Annotated in this window: 20 protein-coding genes and 3 pseudogenes; 14 read left to right on the plus strand and 9 right to left on the minus strand. The window is 70.7% G+C overall.

Going from position 1 to position 20,856, the window contains the following annotated elements; translation table 11 throughout:
* Positions 1-45 precede the first annotated feature (45 nt).
* On the plus strand, positions 46-432 hold the full coding sequence (locus tag ACZ6B1_RS27770; protein WP_468782753.1) for a VOC family protein: 387 nt from the start codon (positions 46-48) through the stop codon (positions 430-432).
* Positions 433-509: 77 nt separating this feature from the next.
* Here the strand turns inward: ACZ6B1_RS27770 and ACZ6B1_RS27775 are convergent, their stop codons facing one another.
* Positions 510-1,655, minus strand: a complete 1,146-nt coding sequence (locus ACZ6B1_RS27775) for an RNA polymerase sigma factor (protein ID WP_468783102.1) — start codon at positions 1,653-1,655, stop codon at positions 510-512.
* Positions 1,656-1,663: 8 nt separating this feature from the next.
* The gene (locus ACZ6B1_RS27780; protein WP_468782755.1) at positions 1,664-2,071 is read right to left on the minus strand and encodes a YciI family protein; all 408 of its coding nucleotides are present in this window, start codon (positions 2,069-2,071) and stop codon (positions 1,664-1,666) included.
* Between the two features lie 429 nt (positions 2,072-2,500).
* Between ACZ6B1_RS27780 and ACZ6B1_RS27785 the strand changes: the two genes are divergently transcribed.
* The 3 genes and pseudogenes from ACZ6B1_RS27785 (at position 2,501) to ACZ6B1_RS27795 (ending at position 3,992) form a co-directional block, all read left to right on the plus strand.
* The gene (locus tag ACZ6B1_RS27785; RefSeq protein WP_468782757.1) at positions 2,501-3,232 is read left to right on the plus strand and encodes a dienelactone hydrolase family protein; all 732 of its coding nucleotides are present in this window, start codon (positions 2,501-2,503) and stop codon (positions 3,230-3,232) included.
* Positions 3,233-3,344: 112 nt separating this feature from the next.
* Complete coding sequence (locus tag ACZ6B1_RS27790; protein WP_468782759.1) at positions 3,345-3,758, plus strand: cytidine deaminase family protein; 414 nt, start codon at positions 3,345-3,347, stop codon at positions 3,756-3,758.
* Positions 3,759-3,895: 137 nt separating this feature from the next.
* Positions 3,896-3,992: pseudogene (locus ACZ6B1_RS27795) on the plus strand.
* Between the two features lie 84 nt (positions 3,993-4,076).
* Here ACZ6B1_RS27795 and ACZ6B1_RS27800 read toward each other — a convergent pair.
* Positions 4,077-4,922, minus strand: coding sequence for an RNA polymerase sigma factor SigF (locus ACZ6B1_RS27800; RefSeq protein WP_468782761.1), 846 nt, complete (start codon positions 4,920-4,922; stop codon positions 4,077-4,079).
* A gap of 287 nt (positions 4,923-5,209) precedes the next feature.
* Here ACZ6B1_RS27800 and ACZ6B1_RS27805 point away from each other — a divergent pair, with 287 nt between their 5' ends.
* The 3 genes and pseudogenes from ACZ6B1_RS27805 to ACZ6B1_RS27815 all read left to right on the plus strand — a co-directional run.
* Complete coding sequence (locus ACZ6B1_RS27805; protein ID WP_468782763.1) at positions 5,210-5,626, plus strand: hypothetical protein; 417 nt, start codon at positions 5,210-5,212, stop codon at positions 5,624-5,626.
* A gap of 174 nt (positions 5,627-5,800) precedes the next feature.
* Positions 5,801-5,974: a hypothetical protein gene (locus tag ACZ6B1_RS27810; RefSeq protein ID WP_468782765.1), complete on the plus strand. Its 174-nt coding sequence runs from the start codon at positions 5,801-5,803 to the stop codon at positions 5,972-5,974.
* Between the two features lie 118 nt (positions 5,975-6,092).
* Positions 6,093-7,139: pseudogene (locus ACZ6B1_RS27815) on the plus strand (cryptochrome/photolyase family protein); the annotation flags it as partial.
* 14 nt (positions 7,140-7,153) lie between these two features.
* On the opposite strand, the gene ACZ6B1_RS27820 reads toward ACZ6B1_RS27815, so the two are convergent.
* On the minus strand, positions 7,154-8,398 hold the full coding sequence (locus ACZ6B1_RS27820) for an NAD(P)/FAD-dependent oxidoreductase (protein WP_468782767.1): 1,245 nt from the start codon (positions 8,396-8,398) through the stop codon (positions 7,154-7,156).
* Positions 8,399-8,583: 185 nt separating this feature from the next.
* On the opposite strand from ACZ6B1_RS27820, the gene ACZ6B1_RS27825 reads away from it, so the two are divergent.
* Entirely contained in the window at positions 8,584-9,216 is a 633-nt protein-coding gene (locus ACZ6B1_RS27825) for a VOC family protein (protein ID WP_468782769.1), read from the plus strand.
* A gap of 214 nt (positions 9,217-9,430) precedes the next feature.
* Here ACZ6B1_RS27825 and ACZ6B1_RS27830 read toward each other — a convergent pair whose 3' ends face one another.
* Both ACZ6B1_RS27830 and ACZ6B1_RS27835 read right to left on the minus strand, forming a co-directional pair.
* Positions 9,431-9,601, minus strand: coding sequence for a DUF5670 family protein (locus ACZ6B1_RS27830; RefSeq protein ID WP_199209256.1), 171 nt, complete (start codon positions 9,599-9,601; stop codon positions 9,431-9,433).
* Between the two features lie 145 nt (positions 9,602-9,746).
* Positions 9,747-11,030 (minus strand): phosphatase PAP2 family protein, encoded by a 1,284-nt coding sequence (locus ACZ6B1_RS27835; protein WP_468783103.1) that lies wholly within the window; start codon positions 11,028-11,030, stop codon positions 9,747-9,749.
* A gap of 679 nt (positions 11,031-11,709) precedes the next feature.
* Between ACZ6B1_RS27835 and ACZ6B1_RS27840 the strand changes: the two genes are divergently transcribed.
* The 5 genes and pseudogenes from ACZ6B1_RS27840 (at position 11,710) to ACZ6B1_RS27860 (ending at position 16,598) form a co-directional block, all read left to right on the plus strand.
* Positions 11,710-12,270, plus strand: coding sequence for a toxin (locus tag ACZ6B1_RS27840; RefSeq protein WP_468782771.1), 561 nt, complete (start codon positions 11,710-11,712; stop codon positions 12,268-12,270).
* Positions 12,267-13,442, plus strand: a complete 1,176-nt coding sequence (locus ACZ6B1_RS27845) for an MAB_1171c family putative transporter (RefSeq protein WP_468782773.1) — start codon at positions 12,267-12,269, stop codon at positions 13,440-13,442. Before ACZ6B1_RS27840 ends, ACZ6B1_RS27845 begins: the two co-directional genes overlap by 4 nt.
* Before the next feature lie 76 nt (positions 13,443-13,518).
* Complete coding sequence (locus ACZ6B1_RS27850; protein ID WP_468782775.1) at positions 13,519-14,673, plus strand: MAB_1171c family putative transporter; 1,155 nt, start codon at positions 13,519-13,521, stop codon at positions 14,671-14,673.
* Between the two features lie 32 nt (positions 14,674-14,705).
* Positions 14,706-16,160, plus strand: coding sequence for an NAD(P)/FAD-dependent oxidoreductase (locus ACZ6B1_RS27855; RefSeq protein WP_468782777.1), 1,455 nt, complete (start codon positions 14,706-14,708; stop codon positions 16,158-16,160).
* Positions 16,161-16,203: 43 nt separating this feature from the next.
* Positions 16,204-16,598: pseudogene (locus tag ACZ6B1_RS27860) on the plus strand (GNAT family N-acetyltransferase).
* A 54-nt stretch (positions 16,599-16,652) separates the two neighbouring features.
* On the opposite strand, the gene ACZ6B1_RS27865 reads toward ACZ6B1_RS27860, so the two are convergent.
* Together ACZ6B1_RS27865 and ctaD are read right to left on the minus strand one after the other, a co-directional pair.
* Positions 16,653-17,030, minus strand: a complete 378-nt coding sequence (locus ACZ6B1_RS27865) for a hypothetical protein (RefSeq protein WP_468782779.1) — start codon at positions 17,028-17,030, stop codon at positions 16,653-16,655.
* On the minus strand, positions 17,027-18,757 hold the full coding sequence (gene ctaD, locus ACZ6B1_RS27870) for an aa3-type cytochrome oxidase subunit I (RefSeq protein WP_468782781.1): 1,731 nt from the start codon (positions 18,755-18,757) through the stop codon (positions 17,027-17,029). The genes ACZ6B1_RS27865 and ctaD overlap by 4 nt, the downstream gene beginning before the upstream one ends.
* A 335-nt stretch (positions 18,758-19,092) precedes the next feature.
* On the opposite strand from ctaD, the gene ACZ6B1_RS27875 reads away from it, so the two are divergent.
* The gene (locus tag ACZ6B1_RS27875; RefSeq protein ID WP_468782782.1) at positions 19,093-20,016 is read left to right on the plus strand and encodes a YihY/virulence factor BrkB family protein; all 924 of its coding nucleotides are present in this window, start codon (positions 19,093-19,095) and stop codon (positions 20,014-20,016) included.
* Positions 20,017-20,190: 174 nt separating this feature from the next.
* Here the strand turns inward: ACZ6B1_RS27875 and ACZ6B1_RS27880 are convergent, their stop codons facing one another.
* The gene (locus tag ACZ6B1_RS27880) at positions 20,191-20,718 is read right to left on the minus strand and encodes a GNAT family N-acetyltransferase (RefSeq protein WP_468782784.1); all 528 of its coding nucleotides are present in this window, start codon (positions 20,716-20,718) and stop codon (positions 20,191-20,193) included.
* Positions 20,719-20,856 lie beyond the last annotated feature (138 nt).

Here is a 20,856-nt window from a genome sequence, read left to right on the forward strand (position 1 = left end):
CGACCAGGACCGGAACTGTCCGGGTCATGTCCTAGCGTTGCCCGCATGAGTACGGACACCACTTCCGAACCCGCGTTCCGCTACGCCGCCGTCACCTTCGACTGCGCCGACCCCGCCGAAATGGCCCGCTTCTACAGCGAGTTGCTCGGCATGTCGGTCCACTACTCCAGCGACGACTTCATCCTGCTCGGCAGGGAGGGCGCGACCGGCCTCGCCTTCAACCGCCTGGCCGACTACCGCCCGCCCACCTGGCCGGACCCCGCCCAGGAGAAGCAGGCCCACATCGAACTGGGCGTGGACGACCTGGACATCGCCGAGAAACGACTGCTCGACCTGGGCGCCACCAAGCCCGGCTTCCAGCCGCAGCCCGAACGCTGGCGCGTGCTGCTGGACCCGGCCGGTCACCCGTTCTGCATCACGACCCTGGTCTGACACGCCTGCGCGGCTCACCGACACCGCGGCCGGCGTCCACGCCGTGTTTCGCGTGCCGGTGAGTCCGGTGACGCCTGTCAGTGAGTGCGGCCGGTGTTGAGCCTGGCGGCCTGGCGTGTGAGGTGGTCGCGTTCGGCGAGGTTGGGTGCCTTCCGGGCCGCCTCGGCGTACAGCCGTGCCGCCTTCGCCAGGTCGCCGTCGCGTTCGTGCAGGTAGGCCGCCACCGCGGTGTGCCGGGGCAGTGATTCGTCCAGCGCCGCGAGCGCCGCCAGCCCGGCGCGCGGTCCGTCGGCCTCGCCGACGGCGACGGCGCGGTTGAGCCGGACGACCGGGCTGGCGGTCAGCTTCGCGAGTTCGTCGTACCACTCGACGATCTGCACCCAGTCGGTCTCCTGGGCGGTGGGTGCGTCGGCGTGCAGCGCCGCGATGGCGGCCTGGGCCTGGAACTCGCCCAACCGGTCACGGGCGAGGGCGGCCTGCAGGACATCGACGCCCTCGGTTATCGAGGCGGTGTCCCACCGGCCGCGGTCCTGCTCGGCGAGCGGGACCAGGCTGCCGTCGGGCGCGGTCCGGGCGGCGCGCCGGGCGTGGTGGAGCAGCATGAGGGCGAGCAGCCCCGCCACCTCGGGGTGGTCGATCCGGGCCGCGAGCTGCCGGGTGAGGCGGATGGCCTCGGCGGCGAGGTCGATGTCGCCCGAGTAGCCCTCGTTGAAGACCAGGTAGAGGACGCGCAGCACGGTGGTGACGTCGCCCGGCTGGCCGAACCGCACGCCGCGTACGGTGCGCTTGGCTCTGCTGATGCGTTGCGCCATGGTCGCCTCGGGCACCAGGTAGGCCTCGGCGATCTGGCGGGTGGTCAGGCCGCCGACGGCGCGCAGCGTGAGCGCGACCGCCGATGCCGGTGAAAGCGAGGGGTGGGCGCACAGGAAGTAGAGCTGGAGCGTGTCGTCCTCCGCGGGCGCCGGCCCCGGTGGCGGCTCCTCGTCGATCCGGTCCTCACGCCGGCGGCGGGCGGCGTCCGCCCGCGTCGCGTCGAGGAACCGGCGCCAGGCCACGGTGACCAGCCAGCCCTTCGCATCCCTCGGCGGGTCGGCCGGCCACGCCCGCACCGCCTCCACCAGCGCGTCCTGGACGGCGTCCTCGGCCGCCGCGAAGTCGGCTCCGCGGCGGACGAGGACGGTGATGACGCTCGGGGTGAGACTTCTCAGCAGCGCCTCGTCCATCGGTCGGGTCACTCCGTGACGGTGGGCGGCGCGGTCAGGAAGGGGCGCACCTCGAGCCACTCGTGGATCGGCTTCCCGCCCGCACCCGGGGCGGCCGACAGTTCCCCGGCCAGCTCGACGGCGCGCTCGTGGCTGTCGACGTCGATCACCATCCAGCCGGCGATGAGGTCCTTGGTCTCGGCGAACGGGCCGTCGGTGACCGGCGGCCGCCCCTCGCCGTCGTACCGGACCCACATCCCCTCGGGAGCGAGTGCCAGGCCGTCGACGAACTCCCCCGTTCCTTCGAGCCGGGCCGCGAAGTCCCGCATGTACTGCACGTGCGCGGAGATCTCCTGCGGCGTCCACTGGTCCATCGGCACGTCGTTGACGGCTGCCGGAGCGCCTCGGTAGTGCTTGAGCAGCAAGTACTTCGCCATCGTGTGACTCCTCCGTACTGGTGCGTCCCATTGTGGTCGCCTTCACCACGGGGACGGAGCCGGCCACGGGTTCTCGACATCGTCGCGCGAACTTTTTTTCGCGCCGTCCGCCGCCTGCGACCGGGGAACGCGAAGCCGCAGGCCACGGCGGTACCGGAGCGATTCTTCTCCCCGACGACCGTGCCTGTCTCGAACACCACTTCGATGTGAGAGCGAGGCGGGATTTCCCGGCCCGGCCGCGCCGGCTTCGGCTCTTCACGCGGCCATGTCGTTGTGCGACATGGGTGACGACGTCGTGATACGTTCGGCGCCGTCGTGCGCCACTGCGAATCGAGGAGGTGAGACCGATCAACGCTTCGACAGGTCGGGACTCCCTCTCTCGCACGGTCAGGGGAGTGCCCGCGTAAGGCATTCCGAAAGGCCAAGGCCATGCGCTTCACTTCCGAGACGTCGACCGACGGCGTTACCGAGCGAATTTTCCACCTCGGTGAAATCCCCGGCGTGCTGTGGACTCCGGAAGGGGCCACGGGCACGCGTCCACTCGTCCTGATCGGACACGGCGGCGGCCGGCACAAGAAGGCCCCCGGCCCCACGGCCCTCGCACGCCGCTTGGTGACCGAGTGCGGTTACGCCGTGGTGGCGGTCGACGCGCCCGGCCATGGCGACCGGCCGAAGCACGCGGAGTACGACCGGCTGGCGACCGAGAACCAGGCGCGCGTCGACGCCGGCGAGGAACTGGGCCCGCTGATCGCCGGTTTCCATGCGCTAGTGGCCCGTCAGACCGTGCCGGAATGGCGGGCGGTGCTCGACGCGGTCCAGGCCCTCGCGTACGTCGGGCGTGGGCCGGTGGGCTACTGGGGTGTGTCGCTGGGCTGCGGGCTGGGGGTTCCCTTCGTCGCCGCCGAGCCCCGGGTCCGCGCGGCGGTGCTGGGCCTGGGTGGAGCGTCGGCGTCGGCGGGGGTCGCCTCGCGCATCACCGTTCCGGTGGAGTTCCTGCTGCAGTGGGACGACGAGCGGGTGCCGCGGGCGGCGAGTCTGGCGCTGTTCGACGCCCTGGCGTCGGCGGAGAAGACGCTGCACGCCAACCCCGGTAAGCACGGAGATCTCCCGGCGATCGAACTGGACAGTTCTCTGCGGTTCTTCGCCCGGCACCTGAGCTGACGGCACCGGGTCGACAAGGCGTGCGTGGCGGAACGGGCCTGCCGTCGATATCGGCTTGCGCGATTCCGTCCTGCGGGTCAGTGTCGCTCGACACTCGAGGGAGGCGGAGCAGATGACCACGATGGACCACCCCGTGGACCACGAACTCGTCCAGGCCGCGGCGCATGTCGCCCGCACGCGCTGCCGGGGTGACAACCACACCATGGCAGCGGCGGCCCGAGCCCGCGACGGCCGGATCGTCACCGCGGTGAACGCCTACCACTTCACCGGAGGACCCTGCGCAGAGCTGGTCGTCATCGGCGCGGCGGCCGCCCAGGGCGCATATGAGCTGGAGACCATCGTGGCCGTGGGCGACCGGGACCGGGGGGTTGTTCCTCCGTGCGGCCGCTGCCGTCAGGTTCTGCTCGACTACTTCCCGACACTCCGGGTCATCGTCGGCAACGGGGACGGCATCCGGGCGGTTCCCGTCTCCGATCTGCTGCCGGCGAGCTATGTCTGGGCCGACCACCAGCTCGACGCCGAGTGAACGGTACGGCGCCGGACGAGAGGGAACGGACCGGCGGCCGTTGACGGTGGGCGTCAGGGCCGCGTCAGCTTCCTGTCATCAGTCTCCGGCAGTCTCGTACTTGTGAACGGCACGGGGACGACACGGGCCGGGAACAGGGAGAGGTGCCCGGAGTGGTTGATCGGGGACCAGCGAGCTCGCCTCACGGTCGGGCCTCCTCGGAGGCCCACGCAGGTTCGAATCCTGCCCTCTCCGCAACGCGCAGCCGTCCGTCGGGATACGACACCGCGGAGGCCCGTCACGGAAGTGACGGGCCTCCGAGGTGCGCGGGGCGCGATGTCAGTGGTTGGTGAGCATGCCCTCGCGGAGCCGGGCGAGGGTGCGTGAGAGCAGGCGCGAGACGTGCATCTGCGAGACTCCCAGGCGCTCACCGATCTGGGCCTGCGTGAGTTCCTCCACGAACCGCATGTGGATGATCTGCCGGTCCCGCTCGGCGAGCCCGGCGATCAGCGGGGCCAGGGCGTGGAAGTCCTCCACCAGCCCCAGCGCCGCGTCCTCGGTGCCGATGAAGTCCTCCAGCGCGGCTTCACCGTCCGCGCTGCCGTTGATCGTGGCGTCGAGGGAGGAGGAGTTGTAGCCGTTCGCGGCCAGCCGGGCCTCGCGCACCTCTTCCTCGGACAGGCTCATCAGCTCCGCCAGTTCCTTGGCCGACGGCATGCGGCCCAGGCGGCTCTGCAGTTCCTCCGTCGCACGGGCCAGCTGCACCCGGGCCTCCTGCAGGCGCCGGGGCACGTGCACGGCCCAGGTGGTGTCGCGGAAGAATCGTTTGATCTCGCCCACGATGTAGGGGATGGCGAAGGAGGTGAACTCCGCCTCCCGGGAGAGCTCGAACCGGTCGATCGCCTTGATCAGGCCGATCATGCCGACCTGGACGATGTCCTCCATCTCCTCCGCGCCCCGGCTGCGGAACCGGCCGGCCGCGAAGCGGACGAGGGACATGTTCATCTCGATCAACGTATTACGGGCGTACTGGTACTCGGGCGTGCCCTCTTCCAGCACCGTCAACTGGTGGAAGAACAACCTGGACAGCTCGCGGGCATCCTTGGGGGCCACCCGGGAGGGGTCGGCGACCTCCGGCAGCTCCGCCGTCCGCGTACCTCTTGCCACCGTGCTCGTGGACGTCATGCTTCCCCTCCCGAAGTTCCAGACCGCCGCCGTTGTCTCTGCCACCGCTGCTGCACAGTGGCCGACGGCCGATGACGGAGCGCGTACCCCCTCATCCTGCACCCATGCCTGCCGCTCACACCAATTCGTCGAACGGGCGGCGCGCGGTGCGTCGGGGCGCGAGACGGGCGGGCGCCGGCTGTCCCCGGTCGGGTGCGGAAGAGGGTGGACGGGTGCGGACCTTCTCAGGCTCGCGACGGGTCAGCAGCGCGTGGAATGCTGATCCGAGCCACAGGGAAGGACCGCCCATGACCGACAGACTTGACGAGACCGGCCAACGCGGCCCCGAGCCGCGGCCGGACCTCGTGCGGCGCTCGGCGCCGTTCCTGCCCGCCGGCAGTGAGATCCGGCAGGCGTTCATCTGCCAGAGCGCGCCCAACTTCTTCTTCTTCGTCATCACCTACCTCACCGGCCTGACGATGCTGACCAACACGTACCGGTGCGTGGCCATCACCAAGGACGCCATCTACGTACTGGACAGCAGCAAGATGTCCGGCGGCGCGAACCCGCAGCGGCTGGCCGGGACCATGCCGCGCGACACCCGGCTCGGCCCGGTCACCGGCCGCTGGGGGGAAGTGAACATCCTCGGCCGGCGTCATTGGGTCCACACGCGCTTCCACGACCAGATCGCCGCCGCCGACCGGGAGGCCGGCTTCACCCAATAGGGCAAGGGAAAGGCAGTTCGGCGTGGTGGTGTGACGCGTTGGCAGATGCCCCTGGGCTATGCGAGATCACGGTCTGATGCCGACCGCGTCCACCGCCGCAACTCGCCGTTCCTCAGGGCCGTTTGCCCGCACGTGTATGACGAACGCCCTTTCACCGCCGGCACCGCCCGCCTCTTGGGTTCCTACTGGCTGGAGTCCTCCGACTGGCTTCCTCCCAAGCCCTGTTGCAGCTTCACGCCGCCCCCGCAGCGGCGCGTGGTGAGCGGGGTGCGTCTGGCCCGGACCGCGTTCACCGTGGCCGCGTACGCCCTCATCCTCACCGCGCTCGCCCTCACCGCGACCGGCTGACCTGTCGCGTCGTCCCTCGGGGAGTCCGAACAGCCATAGGCCGTGAAGGGTGTGGAACCGGCGGGCGTATACGGCGCTCACGGCGGCGGCCCCGAGGACCCGGGAGCAGGGGTGGAGAGGCGACGCCCCTGTCGGCGGCCAGTGGAACTACGACCACGACAACCGGCAGCCACCGCCCCGCGACGCGTCGTCCCTTCCGGTTCCGGCGCCCTACCGTCCCCGGGAGGACGAGATCGACGACGAGGTCCGTCACGACCTCGACCGCTGGGAGAAGGACGGTGACGTGTCCTTCGTCGGACGTGACGGACCCCGCTCGTTCCCCGCGACCCGTGCCGAGGCGCGAGCCGCCCTGAAACGCTTCCTCTCCCACCGGCTCGGCACCTTCGGGCCCTACGAGGACGCCGTGCTCGCCGCCGACCCGGTGATGAGCCACAGCCTGCTGTCCTCCTCGCTCAACCTGGGCCTGCTCGACCCGGCCGAATGCGTCGAGCGGACCGAGGCCGAGTTCCGCGCCGGGCGAGCACCGCTCAGCAGCGTGGAGGGGTTCGTCCGGCAGATCGCCGGCTGGCGCGAGTACGTGTGGCACCTCTACTGGTACTTCGGCGAGGACTACCGGCATTCCAACGTCCTGCACCACACCGCCCCCCTGCCGGAGTGGTGGAACGAGCTGGACGCGGACGCGGTCGGGGCGCGCTGTCTGCACACGGTCCTGGAGCAGGTACGGGACACGGGGTGGACGCACCACATCCCCCGGCTGATGATCCTCGGCAGCCATGCCCTGCAGCGGGGCTGGGACCCCGCCGCGGTCACGGACTGGTTCCACCGCTGCTTCGTGGACGGCTACGACTGGGTCATGGTGCCCAACGTCGTCGGCATGTCCCAGTACGCCGACGGCGGCCGGATGACGACCAAGCCCTACACGTCGGGCGGCTCGTACGTGAACCGGATGAGCGATCTGTGCGGACCGTGCCGCTACCGGCCGGGCGAGCGGACCGGTGAGCACGCCTGTCCCTACACCGCCGGCTACTGGGCCTTCCTGGACCGGCACCGGGAACGGCTCAGCCACAACCAGCGGATCTCCCAACCCGTGCGGCAGTTGGACCGGCTCGCCGACCTGGCCGAGGTACGCCGGCAGGAACGCGCGCGGGGTGACGCGCCTCCCTGAGCGCGGCGCGCCGGTCACGCGCGCGTGAGGTCGCCCAGCACCTCCCGGGCGGCCCGGGTGCCCGACGCCAGCGCACCCTGCACGGAACCGGTAGCCCGGTGGTCTCCGCAGACGTATCTGCCCGGCGCGAAGCGCGTCGTGCGGCTCAGCGGCCACGGTGGCCGCATCGCGGGCAGGGCCCCCTCCACGGTGTACGCGGCGACCTGCCACCACTCGCCGGTGTCGGTGCCGTAGAGCTCGGCCAGGCGCCGCAGGACGGCCCGGCACACCTCCGGGTGGTCGGGTCCCAGCACGGAGGTGGAGATCAGCGCGGTGCCGGGCGGCGCGTACGTGGGCGTCACCTCGGTCAGGACACAGGCGTTGAGCACCACTGCGGTGCTGTCCCCCACCAGGGTGGGCTCGGCCAGCGGGGAGCGCGCGGCGGCATGGTAGTACGTGGTGACCGTGCGGCTGTCCGGCGCGGCCGAGCCGGGCAGGAGACGGGCCGCCGTGACGGCGTCGGTCGCCACGACCACGGATGTGGCGGGCAGCTCGGTGCCGTCGGAGAGGAGCACCCCGGAGGTGGTGACCTCGGTGACCGGCGTCTCCAGCCGCAGCACGCGGTCGGGCAGTTCACGGGCCAGCCGGGCGGGTACGGCGCCGATACCGTCGGCGGGAAGACAGAGCGTCCCGCGGGCCATGCTGCGCCACACCAGGTGGAAGAAGCGGCCGGAAGTCTCCAGTTCGTCCTCCAGGAACACGCCCGAGAGGAACGGCCGCAGGATCTCGTTCACCGTCTCCGCCGAGACACCGGCGCGCGACAGGGTCTCGGCGGCGGAGCGGTCCGCGCCCCGCTTGAGGGCACCGGCCGGCAGCAGGGTGTCCCGCGCGGTGAGCGCCCCGAGGGCGGCAAGGTCCCGGGCCGGCAGGACCCGCCCAGGCAGCAGCGCCCCCGCGTCCTTCGGCCGGCGGGTCGGATCGGCCAGGCGGACGGGGCCGTTCGAGGTGTGCGCGATGACGCCGGGGGTGAACGGCCGCAGCCGCAGGCTCCTCAGGTCGAGGCGCCGCTTCACCTGGGGATAGGAGGTGTTGAACACCTGAAAGCCCCGGTCCAGCAGGTACCCGTCCCGCCGGTCCGTGCGCATGCGGCCGCCCACGCCGTCGGACGCCTCCAGGAGCGCGACACGGCGACCGGCGTGACACAGGTCCAGTGCGCAGGCCAGGCCGGCGAGCCCCGCACCGACGACGACGGTGTCCGGCTCCCCGCTGTGCCGAGTCATCAATGTCCCCTTCCTTCGACCCGGACACCTGTACCCCGAACGCCGGGGCAGGCCTCGCGGCACGCCCGCCCGGACCCGCGGTCGCACCCGTTCCGCCGCACCGCGGAGCGCCGCGGACGCCGGCGAGGCACATCGGTCAGTTTTCGAGAAGCCTCGGCTGCCGGGCTTTCCCTACCGTCGATGACATGACCTCCATCGACTCCGTCACTCTGGAAGTGGCCGACGCCGCGGCCGCCGCCCGCTTCTACTCCACCGCCTTCGGGCTCGACCCCTCGCAGGTACGGTTGCGCGCCTGCGACGAGCCCACGAGCGGCTTCCGCGGCTTCACGCTGTCGCTCGTGGTGTCCCAGCCGGGCAACGTGGACGCCCTCTTCGAGGCGGCCGTCGACGCCGGCGCCACCGCCCTCAAGCCCGCCTCGAAGTCGCTGTGGGGATACGGCGGCGTGGTCCAGGCCCCGGACGGTACGGTCTGGAAGATCGCCACGTCGGCGAAGAAGGACACCGGCCCGGCCACCCGTGCCTTCGACCAACTCGTGCTCCTGCTGGGCGTCGAGGACGTGAAGGCGAGCAAGCGGTTCTACGTCGAGCGGGGCCTCACCGTGGGCAAGGGCTTCGGCGGCACGTACGTCGAGTTCGCCGCCGGACCGGAAACCGTCAAGCTCGCTCTGTACAAGCGCCGCGCGCTCGCCAAGGACGCCGGGCTGCCCGCCGACGGCACCGGATCACACCGACTCGTGCTCTCCGGCGCCGCCGGCCCGTTCAGCGACCTCGACGGCTTCGTCTGGGAAGCCGCGGCCCCCCTGAGGGCCACCGCGTGAGACAGGCTCCCTCCGCCTCCGAGGCGGAGGCGGAGGCCGGCTCGGCTCGTGCCCGTGCTCACGAGCACAGGCACGGGTCCGTGCCCCACCCCAGTCCGGTGAGGTCGCTGCCCCGCAGCGCCCTCCGTCCGCACACGCACGTGGGGCCCGGCCATTGCGGCCGGGCCCCGTCCACGGTTCAGGCGTGGCGTGTTCTATGCGTCGGGACGCTCGTCTACCAGCGGTACCAGCGTCCCTTGCGGCCGCCACTGCCCGCGGGCCGGACCACGAAGCCCAGCAGCCAGACGACCAGGACGATCACCGCTATCCACCACAGCGCCTTCAGGGCGAAACCCGCGCCGAAGAGAATCAGGGCCAGCAGAAGAACCAGAAGCAGGGGAACCATAGTTATCAACCTCCTGGCCACCGAATGCCCTTGGTCCACCCTTGCACGCCCACGAATCGGCTGGTTTTTTCCGTGGAATGAAGGGAACATGCGCGTGTCGCGACGTTTCCGGGGGCGGTACGTGACCGGGCCGCCCCCGGCGGAGTCAGGCCGGCTCGGGTTGCGGTTCCGGCTTGGCGATCGGCACCCGGACCGGGTCCCAGAGTTTGGTGGTGCGCACGTAACCGTGGATCACCGAGGCCATCGCCAGGATGAGAAGCGGTCCGAACACCCATGGATGCCTGGCCATTTCGACCGGCAGATAGCGGTAGGAAACGAGAAGCGCGGCGAAGACCGTCGTACCGTGGACGACGAGCCGGGTCCCCGCGCGGTCCCAGCCGCGTTCGAGGGAGCGCAGGGCCGCCTCGATGGTGAGAGTGAAGACGACGCCGGCGACGAGATCCGCGCCGTAGTGGTAGCCGAATCCCAGGGTCGCGGTCAGCGTGGCGATCAGCCAGAAGGTGCCCGCGAAGCGCAGCACGCGGGGGCCCTTGCGGGAGTGCAGGAAAATGGCGGTGGCCCAGGCGGTGTGCAGGCTGGGCATGCAGTTGCGGGGGGTGATCCCGTCGAACGTCATGTGGCGCGGGCCGGTGATCGGCGTCGCGGTGTCCGGCCACAGGTCGGCCACCGCCCAGTGCCCGCCGTCGGCGCCGTAGGCGAAGACCGGTCCGACCACCGGGAAGATCATGTAGATGGCGGGACCGAGGAGGCCGATGACCAGGAAGGTGCGCACCAGATGGTGGCGCGGGAAGCGGCGCTCGGCGGCCACGTTGCGGAGCTGGTACATCGTGACGACGACGGCGGCGACCGCGAGCTGTGCGTAGACGTAGTCGAGCGCGTGGGCGCCGATCGGTCCCGTGGCCCGGACGAGCCGGCCCACCAGCCAGGACGGGTCGCCCAGCGCGTGGTCGGCGGTGGCCACGTACTGGTCGAGCACCGTGGGACGGGTCTTCGACGTGATGACCAGCCAGGTGTCGCCCGTCTTGCGGCCGGCCACGAGCAGCAGGCCCAGCCCGACGCCCTTCAGCAGCAGGACGCGTTCCGGGCCGGTGCGGCGCGTGACGGCGAGGACCGCACAGCCGAGAAGTACCCACAGCGCGCCGTTGCCGAAGGGGTGCCCTTCGGTCAGGTCGGCGCCCGCCGCCCACCGCACCAGCAGGATGACGGCGTCGATGCCGATCGCGGTGCACAGGGCGATGATCCGTTGCCGCCAGGTGAGCACGACCATCATCAGCGCCATGCTGGCGTACAGCAGGAAGCCTGATTTGGGCGGGAACATCACCTCTCGCGCTTGATTGGTGATCGGTCCCGCCAGCCCGTAGTGGCGCGCGGCGATCTCGAGCGCGACGAGGAATCCGAGGGTCACCACAACCGCCGCGACCCACAGGATCGTCCGCGGTTCGCGCCACGGGACGGATCTGACTCTGCTGTTTATTCGCGAAAACACCCGCGATGATATAGGTATCAACTTTTCGGCCGATTTGTTGGATTTCAGGTAAATGAGTCGCTATTCGTGCCGGATGGCATGTTCTTCCGCTGCGGAACGGGCGTTGAGGGCGCTCGTCTTGGGCCGGATCATGCTATCGGAGCGGTGCGGGTGGATTTGAGCGATAAGTGGCCGAGCTGGGGCCGGGCTGCGACGTGGCCCGGCGGGTCACTGCGCGTGGCGCTCTAGGCGGCCGACGTCACGGAGTGTCAACCGCGCTTGTGGAAATGGGCAGTCGGGCCGGCGGATGACGCGGGAGATGCTGACACTGGCGAGCAGCGGAGGGACCTTATGGATACCCTCACGTCAGGCACGTTCCCTGATCCAAAGCTACGCGCCCGGGAGAAGACTCGGTGGCAGCAGACGATGCCGGCGCCCGACTGGCCGGAGCCCCGGAGTTCCTCCAGCATGCCCGTGGGCGTCGCGAGTTGGGCGGCATGCGCGCCGCACCCCTGATCCCCGCCGCGCCGTACGGCCCCGCCGCGGCCCGGGGCCCGGCATCGTCGCCGACCGCCGTGGACCGCCCATGAGTCCTCCGGACCGGCTTCGCCGGTGGCACAGGCTGCGCAGACGTGACAGGGAGATGCGTCAGCTCGCCGCGGCACTCATCGACCCCATCCGGGAGAGGCTGAGGGCCGCCACCGGAGCGGGCGAGGGCACGCCCGGTGACGGGGCGATCCTGAATGCCGAGGACCTGTTCGAGGCCCTGGTCGAGTCCGCCAGGCAGTGGCGCGGCGACCGCAGGCTGGAGGTGCACCGTGTCCCCATCCCCCGCGAGTTCAAGGCGACGGGGATGTGGCTGGAGCGTACGGACAGGGACGACGTCATCATCGAGCAGGGCGCCGAGATCTGGCACCAGGCGCAGATACTCGGTCACGAGTTGTGGCACATGCGGCAGCGGGAGGGCTTCGCCGCGGAGCAGCCGGCCGCCGGGGGCTGCGGCCCCCTGGAAGCGGGGCATGAGCACGGTGCCCAGCCGGCTGCCGCGCGTACTCGTTTCGACGACGATCCCGAGAAAGAGGCCGAGTTGTTCGGGATCCGGGTCGGCCAGCAGATGCGGGCGCTGATGGAGCGGGACGTGATCACCGGTGAGACGGCCCGCCGTATCGCCGACGCTCTCAACTATCGGGGAAACCGGAAATGAGCGGGGCGATAAACTACATCAGCTGCGGTCTGCTGTGGGTCGGGCTCCTGGCCAAACTGCCGGATCTGATCCGGCATCGCAGCGAACTCTCCCAGCGTGCGATCAACGGGGTGCTGGCGTTCGCGTCGCTGTGCTTCCTCTTCGGGGCGCCTCCTTCGGTCGGGGTGATCAACCGGGTCAGCGGCGTGCCCAACCTGGCCGCCCCGCTCACCTACGTCTCGATCACCGCGTACAGCGCGTCGCTGCTGATCCTGATCGCCTGCTGGCGCGGCGGCCCGACGGTGCGGCGGACGACGCGGCGCTGGATGTGCGGCTACGCGGCCGTCCTCGCCGGTATCGCGGCCCTGTTCGCGCTGGGGTCGACGCCGCGGGAACGGCGAACCGACTTCGACACGTACTACGCGACGACGCCGTGGATCGCCGAGATGGTCGTCCTGTACCTGGTGGCGCACCTGACCGCCGTGACGGTCAGTGCCCTGTGGTCGCTGCGCTGGGGCTTCGAGGCGGAGGTGCGCAAGCGCCCCTGGCTGCGGGCCAGTCTGCTGACGATCGGCACCGGCACGGTGATCACCGCCGGGTACAGCGTCTCGAAGCTGATCGCCGTCGTCGCGCGCTGGTCGGGCCGGGACTGGTCGGTGCTCGCGACGTCCGTGCCGTCCGTCTGCGCCGGTCTCGGGGCGCTGCTCACGGTGGCCGGGGTTCTGCTGCCGATGGCGGGCTACCACCTGTCGGCGTGGCGCGACTTCTTCCGGCTGGCGTCCCTGGACGCCGCGCTGGATCCGGTCCTGCGCGACCGTGCCCTGCGGGTGGAGCGGCCGTACTCCCCCTTCCTGTGGGGCACCTGGCGTCGGAGCACCATCCTCAACGGCCTCCACGCGCTCGAGACGCTCTTCGACACACGGCTCTTCGACGAGGTCCACGACGCGGAGCTCACCAGGACGGGCGACCGGGAGAGGGCCGTCTCCGCGGCGTGGGCCGCCACCATAGCGGCGGCCGCGCAGCGAAGTACCCAGCCCGTGCTCGAACCCGTCGGCGCGCCCACCCGGCTGTCGCACCCCCGCGACTCGGAGGCCCTGGTCCTGATCGCCGACGCTCTGAAGAGATCCGCGCGTGTGACGCGGGCGACCGCCCAGGTCGCCCCCGGGGCCGGCGCGGCCCGGCCAGGCGTATGACGACGCCCCCGCCCTTCCCCCCACCGTCACCCATCCCCCCACACAGCAAGAGGACCTGAACGGAGTCCCCCACGATATGAGTCTTGTCGTGTATACGGCGGCTTTCCTTCTGGCCCTGGCCGCCATGCTGCTTCGCCGACCACGCACGACTCCCCGCTCACCCCTGACCGTCGCCACCCGGGCCACGACGTTCCTCGCCGCCGTCTGTTTCGTCTGGTCGGCGCCGGTGACCCTCGCGGCCGTCAACCACGCAACCGGCATCCCCAACGTCGGCGCCCCGCTCACCTACGGCTCGATCTCCGCCTTCAGCTGCTCGCTGATCATCCTGCTGATCCACTGGAGGGGCGGGCCGCAGGAGCGGATACGGCGCATGGTCCGGATGGCGGTCGCGGTCTACGGGACGCTCGTCGTCGCCATCGTGGTGCTGTTCGCCCTCGCGGACGCGCGCACCGAGCGGCTCACCGACCTCGACACCTATTACGCGAACACCCCGTACATGAGGGAGATGATCACTCTCTACCTCGTGGGGCACCTGACGAGCACCATCGTGCTGAGTGCCGTGTGCCTGAAGTGGGCGCGCGACGAGGTCACCGGCCTGCTCCGGATCGGTCTCAGGCTGATCCTCGCGGGTCTCCTGGTCGACACCCTGGGTTTCACCCTCACCAAGGTCACCGCCGTGGCCGCGCGCTGGCTCGGGTACGACCTGGACGTCCTGTCGACCACGGTGGCGCCCCCCGCCGCCGCCCTGGGTGCCCTGATCTACTCGGCCGGCTTCGTCCTGCCGCGCCTCGCGTCCGCCGCCGCGGTGGAGCGGCAGAGCCTGGCCACCTACCGCGCGCTGAAGCCCCTGTGGCCGGCGGTGAAGGACGTGGCGACGGCGCCGAGGACGGAGCCGACCTGGTGGCAGTTGTGGTGGCAACTGCCGAGCAACCGCCTCTACTTGCTCGAGGCGAACATCCGCGACGCCCTGCTGCAGCTCACGGCGCACTTCGACCAGCGGGTCGGCCACACCGCGTACGCGGCGGCCGTCCAGCGCGGCGAGCGGCAGGACCGGGCACGTGCCGCATCGGAGGAGGCGATGATCATGGACGGGTTACGCCGCGCGTCGGGCAAGGGCGCCGGCCCCGCCGATCCGCCGGAGAAATTCCGTATCACCATCGATCTGGTCGAGCTGGCGAACACCGTGCACCGCCTCCACAAGGCGGCGCCGGAGCGAATAGGCACCCAGTGACACCGTCCCACGACCATTACGAGGAGAGCCCGTTGCCGCACAAAGCTGTCGTGATCGGAGCCGGCACGGCCGGACTGGTGGCCGCAGCAGCCCTGTCCCTGGCGGAGCCCACGCTGCGGGTCCACGTGCTCGACCGGGACGAGTTGCCCCAAGGGCCCGAGAACCGGCGTGGTGTGCCCCAGGGACGGCACGCCCATCTGCTCATGGCCGGCGGCCTGTCCGCGATGGAGGCGCTGTTCCCCGTCGGCGTGCGCGACCGCCTGCTGAAGGCGGGGGCGCACGAGATCGCGCTCGGCAACGGGATGCTGGCCCTCACTCCGGACGGCGGCTGGTTCCACCGCTGGAAGCGCAGCGGCCCGCACATGATCACCTGTACCCGCGCGCTGACCGACTGGGTCCTGCGGCAGATCCTCCTCGAGACCCGGGCCAACGTGTCCGTCCATCAGGCGACCGTCGAGGGGTTCCTCGGCGACGCCCGGCAGGTCCGCGGGGTCCGTCTCGGCCGGGAGCCGGACCACGGGCTGGGCCGCGAGCTGGCAGCGGACATCGTCGTCGACGCGAGCGGCCGCGGCTCGGGCAGCCTCGCCTGGCTGGCCGGCATCGGCATCACCGGTGTCGAGGAGAGGAAGATCGACTCCGGTCTCACCAACGCCACCCGGATCTACCGGACCCCGCCGGGTGCCGAATCGTTCCCGCTGACCCTGGTGCAGGCGAACCCGTACTCGGGCCGGCCCGGCCGCAGCGCCATGGTCCTGCCCGTGGAAGGCGACCGGTGGATGGTCAGCGCGGCCGGCACCCGCGGCGGTGAACCGCCTCGCGACCCCGAGGGCTTCCTGCGCTACGCCCTCGACCTGCCGCATCCCATCATCGGCCACCTCATCTCCGGTGCCGAGCCCCTCACCGACGTGGCGGTCAGCCGGGGCCACAGCACCGACAACAACCGCCGGTACTTCGAGAAGGCCGGCCAGTGGCCCGAGCGGCTGATCGTCCTCGGTGACGCGCTGGCGACCTTCAACCCGGCCTACGGACAGGGCATGTCGGTGGCGGCGCTCGGCGCCGAGGTCCTGGCCCGGGAACTCCAGCGGCACGGCGTCACCGGTACCGGCCTGTCCCGGCGCGTCCTGCGCGGTGCGGCCCGCCATGTCGACACGGCCTGGTCGACCGCCGTCGGGGTGGACGTCCTCTACCCGGGCGTCGTCGGCGCGCAGCCGGGAGCCGCCGACCGGGTCGCCGCCTGGTACACGAACCGGCTGACCCGGGCCGCGACCGGGACCTACGAGGCGGCCTCGGCACTGTGGGACGTCACCAGCCTCACCGCACCGGCCACCCGCGCGCTGCGGCCCAGGGCCCTGCTCGCGGCCCTGACCGGGCCGGCCCTCCCCCGGACGCCCGAGCCCCCGCTTCAGCCCTCGGAGCAGCGGATACTCGACCAGCTCACCAGCGCCGCACACCGGTCGCCCGCACCCCGGCCCAGTCACACCTCATGACGCGACGCCACCTCGAGTGCCCGCCCGGCCATGCGATCGGGGCATGGCGGTCTTGTACGAGTGGCGCGGCGACCTGGACAGCGATGCCCTCGACGCACTGCACGCCGACGGCTTCGGCCACCCGGTGGCCCGCACCGGCTGGGAGGCCAGGCTCGAGCGTCACGGTCTCGGCTGGGTCTGCGCGCGGGAGGACGGCGGACTGATCGGATTCGTCAACGTCGTCTGGGACGGAGGCGCCCACGCCTTCTCCTCGACACCGTGGTGGCTCGGCGCTGCCGGGGCAGAGGGGTCGGCACCGAGCTCGTCGCGATCGCGGCCCAGGAGGCCCGGGCCGCGAAGTGCGCGTGGCTTCACGTCGACTTCGAGGACCGGCTGCGCCCGTCCTACCTCAGCGCCTGTGGCTTCAGGGAGACGGCGGCGGACCTGATCGCCCTGTAGCCCGGTGGACGGCGAGGCCTGCCCGCGACGATCCGTTGACCTCGGTGCGGGCGGTCAGCGGGTCGCGTACCAGGCCAGGGTGTTCGCCGTGCCGGTGCAGGTGAGAATGAAGCAGGCGGTCATGGCGTGGCGTCGGATCAGGGTTCGGCGCAGTTCGCGGTAGCGGGCCTCGTATTCGCCGCGCAGGCGTTTGGCGCGGTCGGCCGTGGCCTGGAGTGCCTGGCGTGTCAGGGTGAGGCGTTGCTCGGTGTAGTGCTGGGTGAGGTCCTCGGCCTGGCCGGTGGTGAGCCAGGGCAGCCGGGCGCAGAGCGCCTCGGCCTCACGCTGGGCCTGCTCGAGTTCCGCGTGCAGGAGCAGGTAGCCCTCGACCTCGTTGGCGAGCGAGCCGTCCTGGCCGCCCCGGGGGGCGCCAGGACGGTTCGGCGATGTCACCTCTGGCCGCCCTCTGGCTCGACCGCGTCACGCCGGCCGACGTTGGCCTCGTGTTCGAGCTGGGCCACCTCGGGGTGGTGCAGGTCGAACGCCGGGGACTCGCTGCGGATCCGCGGCAGGGTGTAGAAGTTGTGCCGCGGCGGCGGGCACGACGTCGCCCACTCCAGCGAGCGGCCGTAGCCCCACGGGTCGTCCACGCCTACCGGCTTGCCGTACCTGGCCGTCTTCCAGACGTTGTAGAGGAACGGCAGCATCGACAGGCCCAACAGGAACGAGCCGATGGTCGAGATCGTGTTCAGGGCGGTGAAACCGTCGGCCGCCAGGTAGTCGGCGTAACGACGCGGCATGCCCTCGGCACCCAGCCAGTGCTGGACCAGGAAGGTGCCGTGGAAGCCGACGAACAGCGTCCAGAAGGTGATCTTCCCCAGGCGCTCGTCCAGCATCTTGCCCGTGAACTTCGGCCACCAGAAATGGAATCCCGCGAACATCGCGAAGACGACCGTTCCGAAGACCACGTAGTGGAAGTGGGCCACCACGAAATAGGAGTCGGAGACGTGGAAGTCCATCGGCGGCGAGGCCAGGATGACACCGGTCAGACCACCGAAGAGGAAGGTGACGAGAAAGCCCACCGCCCACAGCATCGGCGTCTCGAAGGACAATGAGCCCTGCCACATGGTGCCGATCCAGTTGAAGAACTTCACTCCGGTCGGCACGGCGATCAGGAACGTCATGAAGGAGAAGAACGGGAGCAGCACCGCCCCCGTGACGTACATGTGGTGCGCCCACACCGTCACCGACAGACCGGCGATCGCGATGGTCGCGGCCACCAGACCCATGTAGCCGAAGACCGGCTTGCGGGAGAACACCGGGAGGATCTCGGTGACGATGCCGAAGAACGGCAGGGCGATGATGTACACCTCCGGATGGCCGAAGAACCAGAAGAGGTGCTGCCACAGGATCGGACCGCCGTTGGCCGAGTCGTACACATGGGCGCCGAAAATGCGGTCCGCGGCCAGGGCGAACAGCGCGGCCGCCAGCACCGGGAAGGCGAACAGGACCAGGACGGCGGTCAGCAGCACGTTCCACGTGAAGATCGGCATGCGGAACATGGTCATGCCCGGAGCGCGCATGCAGATGATCGTGGTGATGAAGTTGACCGCGCCGAGGATGGTGCCGAAGCCGGAGAAGGCCAGCCCCAGAATCCACAGGTTCGAACCGAGGCCCGGGCTGCGGACCGCGTCCGACAGCGGGCTGTAGGCGAACCAGCCGAAGTCGGCCGCGCCCTGCGGGGTGAGGAATCCGCCCACCGCGATGAGCGAGCCGAACAGGTACAGCCAGTAGGCGAACATGTTCAGCCGCGGGAACGCCACATCCGGGGCGCCGATCTGCAGCGGCATGATCCAGTTGGTGAACCCGGCGAACAGCGGCGTGGCGAACATCAGCAGCATCACGGTGCCGTGCATCGTGAAGAGCTGGTTGTACTGCTCGTTGGAGACGATCTGCAGGCCGGGCCGGGCCAGCTCGGCCCGGATGACCAGCGCCATCACCCCGCCGAACAGGAAGAACAGGAACGACGTCGTCAGATACAGCGTGCCGATCGTCTTGTGGTCGGTGGTCGTCAGCCATCTGACCACCACGTTGCCGGGCTGCTTGCGCCTGACCGGCAGCTCGTTCTCGTACGAGTCCTCGGCTGCCGCTGCTCCGGGAGGTTCGTTGAGGATGCTCACAGGTTGGATGTCTCCCGATGTCGCGGTTCGCGTTGCCAGTCGGCCACCATCCTCGCCGCGACAAAGGGGGGAATTCGCCTCGACCGGCCGAATACACGGCCAATGGAATGACATTCGCCCTCTAAGGGAGTATGTCCCCCGTACGCGCGTTGCCGTGCGAACGCGGTGGCCGCCCGGATGTCCGGGCATCGGACCAGGTCACCGCGGGCCTGCTGATAGCCTTCGGCGACCGTGACCGAACAGGACAGGTCAGCGCACCCGAACCCTGGAAGAGATGTTGACCCCGCGCACAGCAGTCATCCTGCGCCTCGGCCGCCGTGTCCACCGGATGCCGCATGTCGGCTGACCTGCGCCCGGCCCGGCGACCACGCGGCTTCCGCGGCGGACTGAGCAGGCCGGCCCGCGACTGGTGGCCGGCCCTGCGCCGGACACCGGTGACGATGTGGAACGACGACCTCACCGACTACGCCGCCGCGCTCACCTACTACGCGATCCTGGCGGTGCTGCCGTCCCTGCTGGTCACCGTCCTCGCCTTCGGCCTGGTCAGTCCCAGCACCGCCGCGGAGTTCATCGCCCACGTCACGCACTACGCGCCCGGCCAGTCGGGCGACGAGCTGCACGGCGTGCTCGCCGGTGTGCTCAGGCGGCACTCGGCGACCTGGACGCTGATGGCGGCGGGCGCCGTCAGCGCACTGTGGTCGGCGTGCAGTTATCTGGCCGTCTTCCGCCGTGCTCTGCACGGCATGTACCGCATCCCCGACCGCCGCTCCCCCTGGCGCAAGGCCCACCGCATCGTGGCGACCGCCCTGGTCCTGCTGGCTCTGCTCGTCGTCACTGCCCTGGTGCTGATGCTGTCCGGACCCGTCGCCGACCTCCTCGGCCGCCTGCTGCGCCTGGGCGGCACCGCGCAGCTCATCTGGGGCGTCACACGCTGGCCACTGCTGCTGTGCCTGGTGGCGGTGCTGGTCGTCGTGGTCTTCCACACCGGGCCCGCACCGGCACGCCGAAGCCGCCACAGCCTGCCCGGCGGAGCACTGGCCGCCGCGCTGTGGCTGACCGCCTCGGCCGGCTTCGCCCTGTACGCCGATGTGCTGGGCACCTACAGCCGGCTGTACGGGTCCCTCGCCGGCATCGTCGTGTTCCTCATCTGGCTCTGGCTGTCCAACCTCGCGCTGCTCGCCGGCGCGCAGTTCACCGCCGAACTCCACAAGGCGCAGGCCACCGGCCCGGTCCCGGGCGGCGACGCCTCCCACGCCTGAACGCCGCACCGGTGCGGGCACTCGCGGGCGCGGTCCTCGGAGTGGTCCGGGTGGTGCTGCGCGACCAGGCGCAGTCAAAGGAGGCGGCGCAGGAAGTCCTGGTGGAGGGGTGACGCACCGCACGGGCGATCACGGGCGGAGCCAGATGAGGGGCGATGCGGCTCATGCACCTGGTCATACCCCGGACCGCTCCGCGCGGAGCATGGAGAAGATCACCTGGTCGTGCCACCGACCGCCGCGCCACTGAGCGGAGCGCAGCACGCCCTCCCTGACGAAGCCCGCCTTCTCCAGCGCACGCTGCTCGGCGAGATTGGCGCAGTCCGTCCAGGCCTGGAGCCGTTCGGCCCTGGTGTGGTCGAAGAGGTACTCGGCCAGCAGTCGCTGGGCCCGGGTGCCTATGCCGCGGCCGTGCGCGGCGGGTACCAGGCCGGTCGCCAGGGACCAGCAGGTGGAGGTGGCGGGCCGTCCCCATGTGCTGGGGAACCACTCGACCCGGCCCACCGTCCGGCCCGCCTCCGCGACGGAGAGCACACCGCCGTCGGGACTGAGCAGGCCGGTCTCCGCGAACCGCCGGCGCAGGCCGGCCGGTGAACCGAAGCCGAACCACTGGTACTGGCCGGTCCCCTCGGGCCCGCTGAACTCGCGCTCGAACAGGTCGAGATCGTCGGCGGTCACCGGGCGCAGCGTGATCTCATCGGACATGGAACGGCTCCTGATCCTCTCGACCACCCGGTCCGACCTCGAATGGCCGGTGTGGGCAACGGTGTTCGACTCTTCCACACGTCGAGCCGCGCCCCAGCAGGAGCCCGCCGGTCAGGCCCTCGGGCCGGCTGCCCGTCT

The organism is Streptomyces sp. NPDC041129, assembly GCF_055592265.1.

Bases quoted from the DNA above. Each gene is read 5' to 3' on its own strand.
- ACZ6B1_RS27770 (WP_468782753.1), top strand. From the start codon at position 46: ATGAGTACGGACACCACTTCCGAACCCGCGTTCCGCTACGCCGCCGTC.
- ACZ6B1_RS27775 (WP_468783102.1), bottom strand. From the start codon at position 1,655: ATGGACGAGGCGCTGCTGAGAAGTCTCACCCCGAGCGTCATCACCGTC.
- ACZ6B1_RS27780 (WP_468782755.1), bottom strand. From the start codon at position 2,071: ATGGCGAAGTACTTGCTGCTCAAGCACTACCGAGGCGCTCCGGCAGCC.
- ACZ6B1_RS27785 (WP_468782757.1), top strand. From the start codon at position 2,501: ATGCGCTTCACTTCCGAGACGTCGACCGACGGCGTTACCGAGCGAATT.
- ACZ6B1_RS27790 (WP_468782759.1), top strand. From the start codon at position 3,345: ATGACCACGATGGACCACCCCGTGGACCACGAACTCGTCCAGGCCGCG.
- ACZ6B1_RS27800 (WP_468782761.1), bottom strand. From the start codon at position 4,922: ATGACGTCCACGAGCACGGTGGCAAGAGGTACGCGGACGGCGGAGCTG.
- ACZ6B1_RS27805 (WP_468782763.1), top strand. From the start codon at position 5,210: ATGACCGACAGACTTGACGAGACCGGCCAACGCGGCCCCGAGCCGCGG.
- ACZ6B1_RS27820 (WP_468782767.1), bottom strand. From the start codon at position 8,398: ATGACTCGGCACAGCGGGGAGCCGGACACCGTCGTCGTCGGTGCGGGG.
- ACZ6B1_RS27825 (WP_468782769.1), top strand. From the start codon at position 8,584: ATGACCTCCATCGACTCCGTCACTCTGGAAGTGGCCGACGCCGCGGCC.
- ACZ6B1_RS27830 (WP_199209256.1), bottom strand. From the start codon at position 9,601: ATGGTTCCCCTGCTTCTGGTTCTTCTGCTGGCCCTGATTCTCTTCGGC.
- ACZ6B1_RS27840 (WP_468782771.1), top strand. From the start codon at position 11,710: ATGCGTCAGCTCGCCGCGGCACTCATCGACCCCATCCGGGAGAGGCTG.
- ACZ6B1_RS27845 (WP_468782773.1), top strand. From the start codon at position 12,267: ATGAGCGGGGCGATAAACTACATCAGCTGCGGTCTGCTGTGGGTCGGG.
- ACZ6B1_RS27850 (WP_468782775.1), top strand. From the start codon at position 13,519: ATGAGTCTTGTCGTGTATACGGCGGCTTTCCTTCTGGCCCTGGCCGCC.
- ACZ6B1_RS27875 (WP_468782782.1), top strand. From the start codon at position 19,093: ATGTCGGCTGACCTGCGCCCGGCCCGGCGACCACGCGGCTTCCGCGGC.
- ACZ6B1_RS27880 (WP_468782784.1), bottom strand. From the start codon at position 20,718: ATGTCCGATGAGATCACGCTGCGCCCGGTGACCGCCGACGATCTCGAC.